Origin of the sequence: Chryseobacterium artocarpi, from assembly GCF_001684975.1 — a bacterium.
GTDB lineage: Bacteria > Bacteroidota > Bacteroidia > Flavobacteriales > Weeksellaceae > Chryseobacterium > Chryseobacterium artocarpi.
Window position 1 is genome coordinate 369,560 of record NZ_MAYH01000001.1, and the last position, 11,402, is coordinate 380,961.

10 protein-coding genes are annotated in these 11,402 nt (G+C 36.3%); 9 read left to right on the forward strand and 1 reads right to left on the reverse strand.

Annotated features, from left to right (window positions below; genetic code table 11):
* The first annotated feature begins 43 nt into the window (after positions 1–43).
* The 7 genes from BBI01_RS01575 (at position 44) to BBI01_RS01605 (ending at position 7,403) form a co-directional block, all read left to right on the forward strand.
* On the forward strand, positions 44–397 hold the full coding sequence (locus BBI01_RS01575; protein ID WP_065392935.1) for a cupin domain-containing protein: 354 nt from the start codon (positions 44–46) through the stop codon (positions 395–397).
* Between the two features lie 50 nt (positions 398–447).
* Positions 448–2,058: a Na+/H+ antiporter gene (locus tag BBI01_RS01580; protein ID WP_065392936.1), complete on the forward strand. Its 1,611-nt coding sequence runs from the start codon at positions 448–450 to the stop codon at positions 2,056–2,058.
* Positions 2,059–2,162: 104 nt separating this feature from the next.
* Positions 2,163–2,474, forward strand: a complete 312-nt coding sequence (locus tag BBI01_RS01585; RefSeq protein ID WP_065392937.1) for a hypothetical protein — start codon at positions 2,163–2,165, stop codon at positions 2,472–2,474.
* Between the two features lie 10 nt (positions 2,475–2,484).
* Positions 2,485–3,069: a Crp/Fnr family transcriptional regulator gene (locus BBI01_RS01590; protein ID WP_065392938.1), complete on the forward strand. Its 585-nt coding sequence runs from the start codon at positions 2,485–2,487 to the stop codon at positions 3,067–3,069.
* 408 nt (positions 3,070–3,477) lie between these two features.
* Positions 3,478–4,353: a pirin family protein gene (locus BBI01_RS01595; protein WP_065392939.1), complete on the forward strand. Its 876-nt coding sequence runs from the start codon at positions 3,478–3,480 to the stop codon at positions 4,351–4,353.
* A gap of 12 nt (positions 4,354–4,365) precedes the next feature.
* Entirely contained in the window at positions 4,366–5,070 is a 705-nt protein-coding gene (locus tag BBI01_RS01600; RefSeq protein WP_065392940.1) for a M17 family peptidase N-terminal domain-containing protein, read from the forward strand.
* A 206-nt stretch (positions 5,071–5,276) separates the two neighbouring features.
* Positions 5,277–7,403, forward strand: a complete 2,127-nt coding sequence (locus tag BBI01_RS01605; RefSeq protein ID WP_065392941.1) for a type IA DNA topoisomerase — start codon at positions 5,277–5,279, stop codon at positions 7,401–7,403.
* 95 nt (positions 7,404–7,498) lie between these two features.
* On the opposite strand, the gene BBI01_RS01610 is transcribed toward BBI01_RS01605, so the two are convergent.
* Positions 7,499–10,108: a TonB-dependent receptor gene (locus tag BBI01_RS01610; RefSeq protein ID WP_065392942.1), complete on the reverse strand. Its 2,610-nt coding sequence runs from the start codon at positions 10,106–10,108 to the stop codon at positions 7,499–7,501.
* Between the two features lie 396 nt (positions 10,109–10,504).
* On the opposite strand from BBI01_RS01610, the gene BBI01_RS01615 reads away from it, so the two are divergent.
* Together BBI01_RS01615 and BBI01_RS01620 are read left to right on the forward strand one after the other, a co-directional pair.
* A complete protein-coding gene (locus BBI01_RS01615; RefSeq protein ID WP_065392943.1) occupies positions 10,505–10,927 on the forward strand; it encodes a PaaI family thioesterase in 423 nt (140 codons plus the stop codon).
* A gap of 108 nt (positions 10,928–11,035) precedes the next feature.
* The gene (locus BBI01_RS01620) at positions 11,036–11,380 is read left to right on the forward strand and encodes a phage holin family protein (protein WP_065392944.1); all 345 of its coding nucleotides are present in this window, start codon (positions 11,036–11,038) and stop codon (positions 11,378–11,380) included.
* Positions 11,381–11,402: the final 22 nt, after the last annotated feature.

Below are 11,402 nucleotides of genomic sequence, written 5' to 3' on the forward strand. Positions count from 1 at the left end.
TTCTGTAGAATCTAAAGAATACATTAATTAAAAAACAGAGATCATGAATATTACCCGTATTTTCAGTGATAAAGAAGGAGATACACATTTTGAAAGTATTAATATTCCGCTTGTAGATCAAGGAGATATCGGATTTTTATCTGAAACTTTTGATGTTCAAAAACTACAGTTTCGAAAAGTCTCTGCAAATTACAATTATGATTTTCATTGTGCTCCTCAGATACAATATATTGTGCTCCTGGATGGCGGAGTGGAAATAGAAACTTCGTTGGGTATAAAAAAGAAATTCCAAACAGGTGAAATTCTTTTGGTAGAAGACATTACAGGGAAAGGACATAAAACAAAGAATCTGGAGAAAAAGGAAAGAACATCATTGTTTATTTATATAAAAGATTAAATTTTATTAAAACACTAAATATCTATTTTTCAATAATCAACTTTAAAACCATGCATGAGAAATTACTTTTAATTTTAGGATTATTATTAATCGTCATGATGCTGGTCATGCTGGCACAACGAATCAAAATTGCTTATCCTATTTTTCTGGTCCTGGCAGGATTGGGAATCAGTATGATTCCGGGAGTTCCGGTTTTAAAACTGGACCCTGATATTATATTTTTAATCTTTTTACCTCCACTTTTATATGAAGCAGCTTGGTATACCTCCTGGAATGATTTCTGGAAATGGAAACGCCCTATCAGCTTACTTGCTTTTGGATTGGTATTTCTAACGTCTTTAGTTGTAGCATATGTTTCGCAGGCTTTAATCCCAGGTTTTACTTTAGCATTAGGGTTTTTATTAGGTGGGATTGTGTCTCCTCCTGATGCTGTGGCAGCAACAACTGTACTGAAAGGTTTGAAAGTTCCAAAACGAACAATCGCCATATTGGAAGGAGAAAGTTTAATCAATGATGCTTCTTCATTAATTGTTTTCCGTTTTGCTCTAGCAGCTGTGATGACAGGTGTTTTTTCAATGCATGAAGCAACAGGACAGTTCTTTCTGGTAGCAGGAATGGGCATTGTGGTGGGAATTGCCGGAGCACATATTTTCTATGTGATTCATAGGTTTTTGCCAACTACCCCGGCTATTGATGCGGCACTTACTGTAATGACACCTTACATTTTATTTCTTTCTGCCGAGCATTTCCACTTTTCAGGAGTAATGGCAGTGGTAAGTGGCGGATTGTTCATGTCTTTCCGTGCTCATGAGATTTTTAAAACGGGAACCACAAGAATCAATATGACAGGAGTCTGGAATACCCTGATATTTGTAATGAATGCTTTAGTATTTGTTTTAATAGGTCTTGAACTTCCTGATATTATTAATGGTTTAGGAGAAACATCATTAATGCAGGGAATTAAATATGGTTTGATTATAAGCCTGATTGTGATTGTAGTTCGTTTGTTGTGGATTTATCCTGTTGCCCATATTCCAAGATGGATTAGTGCTGAGGCTCGTCGTGATGCTAGTCCGGGATGGAAAAATCCATTGATTATCGGATGGGCAGGGATGAGAGGAGTAGTTTCTTTAGCAACAGCCCTTTCTATACCGGTTATGATGAATTCACAGACTGAGTTTCCTATGAGAAACCTGATTATTTTTATCACATTTATAGTTATTTTTGTAACATTGGTTTTTCAGGGACTTACATTACCTTTGATCATTAAATTAATAAAAATTGGAGAGCTTGATCATATTCTTCCTTCTCATGAACAACAAGCCGGGATTCAAATAAGACTTGATAAGCTGGCTGTCAATAGACTCAATCATGAATATGAAACTTCCATTACTACAAATAGCCTGATAGAAAATCTTAAAAAAGCACTGGAAAATGATATCACACTTCATGAAAATCATTTAAATTCTGTAGAAATGTGTAGCAACAGACAAAGTGATATGGAAGAATATCAGAATGTTATGCTTGATATTTTTGCATTGCAAAGAAAAGAACTATTTAAGATGAAGCGTGAAAAGGTTTTCACTGATGAGGAGATCCGTAAGGCAGAGTCGCAACTGGATTTGAATGAATTGAAAATAATAGGGAATAAACACCTATAGAAAAAGTAAAAGTATATGAGTGCCAGTATTTTATTACATGTAAGTCGGTCAATAGAAAACTGTACTCATATACTATTAAATATAACGCTTTAATTTTGAGCATAATGAAAACACTACATTTTTTAGTCATAGGAAAAAATCAGGAAATTCTGGATGTCTTAAAAAGAATTATAGAAAATAATGAAGGCTGGACTGCCAAAATTCAGAGTGACGAGAACTTCTGTTATGAGTATCTCAAGAGAAATCATGTAGATATTGTATTGCTAAGCTCAGGATTGGAAGAACAGTTTGAAAAAGATATTAAAGTATTTTGTACCGGTTTAAACAAAGATGTGAAAGTAATTGATCATTACGGAGGCGGAAGTGGACTTTTAAAGAATGAAGTTTACAGTCTTTTTCCTAATTTGCAGGAGTAAACTTTACTCCATGTTTGAAAATATTATCAGAAACATTACAAGATTCATTACCATTACACCACAGGAAGAGAAAGCATTTACAGATTTATTGGTGTGTGAGAGATACCCTAAGAAAACTGTTTTACTGAGGGAAGGAGAGATTTGTCAGTTTGAAGGCTATATTCATAAGGGATGTGTGAGAATGTACTGTCTGGACGATAATGGAACCGAAGTAACGCTGCTGTTTGCCATTGAAGACTGGTGGATCAGTGATATTGCATCATTTCAGGATCAGAAACCTTCTAAAGTTTATATTGAAACCCTTGAAGACTCAGAAATCTATATGCTGAATCCTACAACAAAAGAAAAGCTGTTAAACGAAATTCCCAAGTTTGAAAGGGTTTTCAGAATGCTGGTGCAAAGAAATCTCACTACTCTTCAAAGCCGATTGGTAGATACCATATCCAAATCTGCCTCAGACCGATACTTAGAATTTATAAAAGTATACCCTTCTATTCCACAAAGAGTTGCGCAATATTATATAGCTTCCTATTTAGGCGTTTCAAAAGAATTTGTAAGCACGATCAGAAAACGTCTTGCCTCAAAAGAGAAATAGATAATAGATGGCTGCCGAATTTTTATAGAGATTGAAGATTCACTAGTATCAATAACATTTCTTATGATTTGGGTTTTTAAAATTCAAACAAACTAAAATCTGCACAATCAGCACAATCTGCGGGAGCAACATTTCATCATTCATTTATTAGATTCATGAAATAAAAACATTCGTCTGCCACTGTCAGAATAAAGACTTTCTCAACAGTATACAATTTTATCGAAGATAAATTTTTTGCGCCTTACATCAGTAGCATGTAAAGTAATCTTGCGTCTTTGTGATTTCCAACAACCCCCATTAAAAAACATTTATTTTAAAATAAAGCAATTTATTAAACTAGTTAAATGTGTAACCATTTCCGTTGTTCTAAATTTGTCATATCAAAAACAAACAAATAACACTTGAGATATGGACAGAAAAGATTTTTTAAAAAAAGGGTTACTCGGAACAGGAATGTTTGTAGCATCTGCTTCTCTGGGAAATACAATGAAAAACGAAATTGACGAGATTGAGCCATTAGAGCCCATAGGATATAATCATTTGCCTAATACAGAATCAAAAATTAAAGACAACTCTGTCATTCATAAAGCAGATTCAAGAGGGAAAGCAGATCATGGTTGGTTACTGAGCCAGCATACTTTTAGCTTTGCCAATTATCATAATCCGGAAAGAATGCATTTTGGAGTACTTAGAGTTTTGAATGATGACAGAGTAGAAGCTGGACGAGGTTTTGGGACCCATCCACATGATAATATGGAGATCATTAGTATTCCTTTAGAGGGTGACCTTGAGCATAAAGACAGTATGGGAAATACAGCCATCATCAAAAGTGGAGATATTCAGGTGATGAGTGCCGGAACAGGAATCATGCACAGTGAATTCAATAAAAATAGCGATCAGTTAGTGAAATTTCTACAGATTTGGGTATACCCGAAAAAAAGAAATGTAACGCCAAGATATGATCAGATTACTTTAGATAAAACAAAAAGTCACAATCAGTTCCAGCAGATTCTTTCTCCAAATGCTGACGATGAAGGCGTATGGATTCATCAGGATGCATGGTTTCATCTGGGAACTTTTGATCAGGGACAGGAAATAAATTATCAGATCAGAAAAAAAGGAAATGGAGTTTATGCCTTTATCCTTAAAGGAAGTGCCGAAATCGAAGGTCAGAAAGTAGAAGAGAGAGATGGTTTCGGAGTTTGGGATATTAAAGATTTAAATATAAAATCTACATCAGAAGGTTCGGAAATACTGTTAATGGAAGTTCCTATGACAATGTAAAATTGTAATATCATGAAAAATTCGGTAAATAAACTGTTGATAGCTATTGTATTAGTGTTTTCAAACCTGATAATTGCTCAGACTACAAGTGTAGGAACATCCAAAAATTGGGGTTCAGTAGATGGGATTTCCATGATAGGGTTAGTACAAGGTCCTTCTTCTGCAAATGCTCAACTTCAGGTAGCGTGTGTTTTCGAATACACGGAAGGGGATATTTTCAACGCTTCGGCTTTACCTGCTAACCTGAACGGATTGGTACATTTAGATGAAGCTTTGAAAGGGGAACTTACCAATATCAGAAAATCAGGACAATTTCTGGGACATTCCTTAGAAACTATTTTAATTACACCTCCTGCCGGATCTATGTCTGCACAAAAACTATTATTGATAGGTTTAGGTGATCGTAATAAATTTACGCCGGATTTAATGATCTCAGTAGGAGAGGTAGCTGCTCGTGAAGCAATGAGATTGGGTGTTTCCAATTTTGCCTTTGCCAGTGATCTGAAAGATGCCGGAATAGACTCTCCCACGGCTTTAGTAGCAGGAAATGTAGTAAGAGGTATTGTGAATGCCAGTCGTTCTGAGAATTATTTAAAAGAGCATAAGCTATCAACTACCAAAAAATTAGAAAAAGTATATCTGTTGGCTGGTCCAGCCTTCTTTGAAACTGCAGGCGGTGGAATTTCAGAAGCCATTACAGAAGCCCAAAAGAAATAATGAACTTGTTTCATTAATATTGTTGATCCTGCCTCCTTTTTTAAGGGGGCTTTTTGCATAAACACCTTAATAATGATGAAAATAGGAGCAAATAGTCACTATTTATGAGCTCAATAACTTCCTTCTTCCATTTTCAGGCTTCAAACTAAATTAGCTAAAGTCAAAAAAAATCCCGATTTTTGTAGTCTTTCAATAAACCCGAGTTCATGAAATTATGTATTGCCGAAAAACCCAGTGTTGCCAGAGATATCGCCAAAGTATTAGGTGCTACAACGCCTAAACAAGGCTATATGGAAGGGAACGGCTATTGCGTGACATGGACGTTCGGACATCTTTGTACCCTTAAGGAACCTCACGATTATGGTCCGCAGTTTAAATCCTGGAATCTTTTTTCATTACCCATCATTCCGGGTAGTTTTGGGATCAAGCTGATTCCGAATAAAGGAGTTGAAAATCAGTTTAAAGTAATTGAAAGGCTAGTCGAAGAATGTGATGAGGTCATTAACTGTGGGGATGCCGGGCAAGAGGGAGAATTGATCCAGCGTTGGGTATTACAGAAAGCAAAATGTAATAAACCAATCCAGCGTTTATGGATTTCTTCATTGACGGAAGAAGCAATTAAAGAAGGCTTTGCAACTTTAAAACCAGCCGAAGATTATAAAAACCTTTATCTTGCCGGAAACGCAAGAGCAATTGGAGATTGGTTATTGGGAATCAATGCGACAAGGCTTTTTACAAAGAAATTTGGAGGAAATAAAGCTGTACTTTCCATTGGAAGGGTTCAGACCCCTACATTGGCAATGCTGGTGCAGCGCCAGAAAGAAATTGATGCCTTTACCACAGAAGAATACTGGGAACTTAAAACGAAATATCGTGACGTTATTTTCAATGCTGCGATTGACCGTTTAAAAACCCTGGAGCGTGCAGAAAAAGGATTGGAATACCTTAAAGTAAACCCTTTTGAGATCGTTTCATTTGAAATTAAAGAAGGAAAAGAGAAGAATCCAAGACTTTTTGACCTTACCGGACTTCAAGTGGAAGCCAATAAAAAATACGGATATTCTGCAGAAAATACCCTGAATTATATCCAGAGCCTTTATGAAAAGAAACACGTAACCTATCCACGTGTTGATACCACTTATCTATCCGAAAGTTTGTATCCGAAAATTGGCGGAATTCTTCAGAAAATGCATTTTTATCAGGATCTGATCGCCCCATTATTAGAAGCTCCGATTCCAAAATCCAAAGCAGTTTTTGATGATGCAAAGGTAACCGATCACCATGCGATTATTCCTACCGAAGTTCCACCTTCTCAAAATCTGAGCAGGGAAGAAAAACTAATTTATGATCTGATTGCAAAACGTTTTATAGCAGTTTTTTATCCTGAATGTAAAATTTCAAATACATTAGTAGAAGGAAAAGTAGGAACCATTCCTTTCAAAACCAGTGGAAGACAAATCCTGGAACCGGGATGGAGAGCTGTTTATGCAAAAGAACCTAAAGAAGAATCTACTGATAAAGAAAAAGAAAAGGAAGAAGAACAAACTATTCCTGAGTTTACTGTGGGAGAAACAGGACCTCATGATCCAATGATCCACCAGGGAAAAACATCTCCTCCGAAACCTTATACCGAAGCAACATTGCTGAGAGCAATGGAAACAGCCGGAAGACAGGTAGAAGATGAAGAACTTCGTGAATTATTGAAAAACAACGGAATCGGAAGACCTTCCACCCGTGCAAACATCATAGAAACTCTTTTCAAAAGAAAATACATCGAGAAGAAAAGGAAGAATCTAATTGCTACCCAAACCGGAATTCAGCTGATCGATACTATTGAGGACGAACTTTTAAAAAGTCCGGAGCTTACCGGAGAATGGGAATCAAAACTTCGTAAAATAGAGAAAGGGGAGTATGAAGCTAATCTTTTCAAAGAAGAGCTGATTCAGATGGTGACGGAACTTACAGACAAAGTGGTATACGGAAAAGGAAAAGTAATTACACTGCAAGAAGAGGAGAAAGAGGAAACTAAAGAAAAGAAAAAAAGAGAACCTGCACAGAAAAAAGAACTTCAGGCATGGGAAGATACCAAGTGCCCGAAATGTAAAGAACATAACCTCATCAAAGGTAAAACCGCTGTAGGCTGTTCGGACTTTAAAAACTGCGGGTTTAAAATCACTTTTGAAATCTTCGGTAAAAAACTATCTGATAAACAATTGATGGACCTTGTTGTAAAAGGGAAAACCTCAAAGCTGAAAGGCTTCACTACACATCCTGAAAGTCTGTCAGAAGGAGTTTTATCTTTAACAGATGATTTTCAGGTTCAGCTTTCTTAAATAAACTGAATCTATCTCAAACAAAAAATAATTCATTGTATAAATACAGAAAAACCCGCCAATATTGGTGGGTTTTCTATGTATAAGATATCCTATTAGAATCTGAAAGTTGCAGCCAGAGACCACGTTCTTCCGAAACCTAAGAATCCTGTATTACCATCAGCAACACCTTGATAAACTCTTCCAGCTTCCTGGTAAGTTTTTCCGGCACCCGGACCATTGGCAATTTTATCAGTTGTATGAATATTAGAGCTTAATTCAGAAATATAATACGTGTTGAATAAGTTGTATATGTTAGCTCTTAATGTTAATGATTTTTTAGAATCAATCGTAAACTTATAGCTGGCACCCACATCAAATAAATGGTAGCTAGGTAATTTTACGATTCCTTTTTCCCTTGCTGCTTCAGTAAGGAAGTTGATAGGGTTGAACTGTGCATATAGCTTGTCATAATACTCCCAGTTTGCATCAATGCTGAATGCCTTTGTAATATTATAATCCGCTCCGATGCTTGCAGTAGTTTGTGCAGCGTCACCTACTTTCAGATCTTTAATATTGATGGTTCCTGTTGCTCCGGAAACTTCCTGATTGTTCTGAACATCAATAATGTTGAAGCTTGCATTTCCTTTATACTTCCAGTTTCCAAATGAAACCATCCCTCTCAGTCTAAGGTTTGTGAAAGGTCTTGCTTTTGCTTCCAATTCAACACCCTGGTGAAGCTGTCCTACATTCAGTGCATTGTAGAAATAAGAATTTCCAAGTTTTAACTGAGGAAAGTTAGCGATATCTGTAGAAGTCGCGTTGAATGTTCTTGAAATAAATCTGTCATCCCATTGCGTTCTGTACGCGTTGATGTTCACATCGATATAACGGGATTTGAAACCATATCCTAACTCTACAGAGAAAATTCTTTCATTCTTCGCATCGTTGTAGATATTCTGATTAGATGGGAATAATGCATTGAATAGCGGCTGTCTTGAAATGATTCCCGTATTGAAGAATACATTATGGTGATCATCAATATTATAGTTAGCACCTCCTTTTACGATATATCCCGTTTTGTGGTACCATTTTGTTTCCTGGTTCCCCGGAGTATACAGCATATAATCTCTTCTCTTATAATATTGCTCGGAAACTGATCCCTGAACAGATGCACTTAGCTTTTCAGAGCTATATTCCACCATTCCGTAAATACCAGCCCATTTTACTAAACCTTCATTGTGAACAGAAATTTTCTGAGCATTATTAAGCTTGGTAAGAGGTTCAGGTTTTACCGTACGATCGATAAAATATCCTTTAGGAGAATTCACTGTGCTGCCTACAAACAAAGCATCTGATCCTAACATATCGGTAGCAATATCATAAAGAGCTCCTTTGTATGTTTTAAGATCAATACCTCCGTTGAAAGTCCAGTTGTTCTTTTTATAATTTAAATCGGCAATTACTCCGTACCAGTCGTGAGCGTTGATACTCTGCTTTCTAAAAATACCAGTATTTCCGTTTAAGGTAGTTACGTATTGACCATTATGATCGGTAGGAGAACCTGCAGGAGCGGTAAAGGTAGATTTTTGGAAAGTATTTCCATTGTAATCAGTCACCATACCTCCTCTGTTATAACGGTAGATCATATCCCAGTTGATGGTACCATCTCCGCCAGGACCATTGTTGGCAAAGTTCATTACATCTCCGTTAGCATTTTTGATAGAACCGTTCAGTCCGGTACCACCGCCACCACGTCCCCAAGAACCATAAAGAACTGTGGAAAGTTTCAGGTTATCATTAATATTCCAGTCCCAGTTAAGAGAAGCAATTGGCTTATGGTAGAAGTTTGGAGCTAAATTGAATTCAGAACCGTTCAGCATTCCCGTTTGAGGGTTGAATCTTCTTCCGTAAGTATCAAACTGTCTAAGTGTTGCCACATTCGCTCCCGTTGCAGAAGATCTTCTTGTGTCGTGTACCTGTGGTGCACCAGTTGCAATCAAATTGAACGCATGCTTTTCATTAGGCTTAAATCCTGTAGAGAAAAACCATGAATATCCTTCACCTTTAGTTCCGTTGATGTAACCATCACCTTGCCAACGAGAAAGTAATACTGTAGTTCCCCATTTGTTTTTTAATCCCGAAGAATACATTGCAGATAATCTTGAGTAGTTGTCATTACCCATCTCTGCTTTTACCATTCCTTTTTGCTCAGAATCCGTAGCTTTAGTTACAATATTGATCGTTCCCCCTACAGACGGAACTACAAATTTAGAAGCCCCTAAACCTCTCTGAATCTGAATAGAGCTTGCAATATCTGCCAATCCGGTCCAGTTAGACCAGTAAACAGTACCTCCCTGCATGTCGTTCACAGGCTGTCCGTTGATGATTACCGCAATATTGGCACCATCAAAACCTCTCATGTTGATTCTACTGTCTCCAAATCCACCACCTACTTTGGTAACGTATACAGATGGTGTAGACTTCATAATCTCAGGGAACTCTCTGTTTCCTAATTTCTCCTGAATTTCAGCTGCCTTAATGTTGGAAACTGCTACAGGTGTTTTTCTTTCTTTGGCTGTCTGGGAAAGGTTTCTTCCCACCAACATCACCTCATCAATAGATTTAGATTTTTCTAAAGAATCCTTCGTACTCTGCCCATAATACAAGGCGGCAGTTGGTAATACAAGCGCTATAAGAAGTCGCTTATTGAAAATAGTGTTCATGAAATAAACTAGCGTGTTTGATTTTAAGGCTGCAAAGATGAATATTTTATTTTGAATAGAGTATTAAATCTTCACGAAGTGATTTTATGAAAAATATCATCTCAAATTATTGCTTATTTTTTTGGATATCTCATATTAATTCCACTTTATTATTTTCAATTTGGTAAATAAGTATTGTGGCTTAACTATTATTTAATCTGTTGTTTTTGTATATAGTCCGCAGATTGAGCGAATTAAGAACCTAAAAACCTTTATTTTTTAAATTTAAATTAACATTATTTACACAAAATATTAAAAAATACCTAAAGTGTTTAAAAACCTCTGTATTGTCAATTTTTTAATCTTTTAATTATCCTTTTCAAATCAATCTTTAAATTTACATTCAAATTGAAAGCAATGACCCCAGAAAAAAAGAAACTCATCACAGACAGCTTCAACCGTTCCGAAACGTTGAAATTCTATAAAGCAGAACTTCTGGAAGCAGAAACCGATTTTATATCCATTAAAATTCCTAAAATGGAGATGATGACCAGAAAAGCAGGAATGTTCAATGGTGCAATGATCGCTTCATTAGTAGATGTTTCCTCAGGGTATGCAGCAGTGAGCCATTATCCGGAAGACTGTTATGTGGTAACCGTTGAATTAAAGGTAAATTATCTGCGTCCGGCTATGGGAGATGCTTTGGTATCAAAATCTTATGTGATTAAAGGAGGAGCAAAGATCAGTGTCATCAGAACAGAAATCTATGTTCAGAATGAAGGTTCAGATTCAGAAAGTCATGTGGCGACTTCACTGGTAACAATGATGAAGATAAAATAACCTATCCATTTCGAAAATGTTCTTTAAACAAAGGGTTTGATGAATGTTTTTTACTGAAATGGAATGGCTTTTGCTCAACAAAACCAATAAACATTAAAAAATAACGATATGAACTTAATTATCCGATTGTTTGTTACGGCAATAGTTGCCTACCTTTTAACTAAAGTTTTACCGGGAGTACATTTTGAAGGCTTTTCATCTGCTATTATCTTTGCAATAGTACTAGGGGTTTTAAACATATTTGTAAAGCCAATTTTAAGTCTGTTCGGACTTCCGCTTACCATTCTTACTTTAGGGTTCTTTGCATTGGTAATCAATGCCGGGATTATCCTTATTGCTGATTATTTTATAGACAGTATGGTGGTAGACGGCTTCTGGTGGGCATTTATCTTCAGTATTTTATTATCAATCGTTACTTCACTGGCGAATTCAATGTTCTCAGATGGAGATTAATATCTTTTATAAGATAAAATAT

Bases quoted from the DNA above. Each gene is read 5' to 3' on its own strand.
- BBI01_RS01575 (WP_065392935.1), top strand. From the start codon at position 44: ATGAATATTACCCGTATTTTCAGTGATAAAGAAGGAGATACACATTTT.
- BBI01_RS01580 (WP_065392936.1), top strand. From the start codon at position 448: ATGCATGAGAAATTACTTTTAATTTTAGGATTATTATTAATCGTCATG.
- BBI01_RS01585 (WP_065392937.1), top strand. From the start codon at position 2,163: ATGAAAACACTACATTTTTTAGTCATAGGAAAAAATCAGGAAATTCTG.
- BBI01_RS01590 (WP_065392938.1), top strand. From the start codon at position 2,485: ATGTTTGAAAATATTATCAGAAACATTACAAGATTCATTACCATTACA.
- BBI01_RS01595 (WP_065392939.1), top strand. From the start codon at position 3,478: ATGGACAGAAAAGATTTTTTAAAAAAAGGGTTACTCGGAACAGGAATG.
- BBI01_RS01600 (WP_065392940.1), top strand. From the start codon at position 4,366: ATGAAAAATTCGGTAAATAAACTGTTGATAGCTATTGTATTAGTGTTT.
- BBI01_RS01605 (WP_065392941.1), top strand. From the start codon at position 5,277: ATGAAATTATGTATTGCCGAAAAACCCAGTGTTGCCAGAGATATCGCC.
- BBI01_RS01610 (WP_065392942.1), bottom strand. From the start codon at position 10,108: ATGAACACTATTTTCAATAAGCGACTTCTTATAGCGCTTGTATTACCA.
- BBI01_RS01615 (WP_065392943.1), top strand. From the start codon at position 10,505: ATGACCCCAGAAAAAAAGAAACTCATCACAGACAGCTTCAACCGTTCC.
- BBI01_RS01620 (WP_065392944.1), top strand. From the start codon at position 11,036: ATGAACTTAATTATCCGATTGTTTGTTACGGCAATAGTTGCCTACCTT.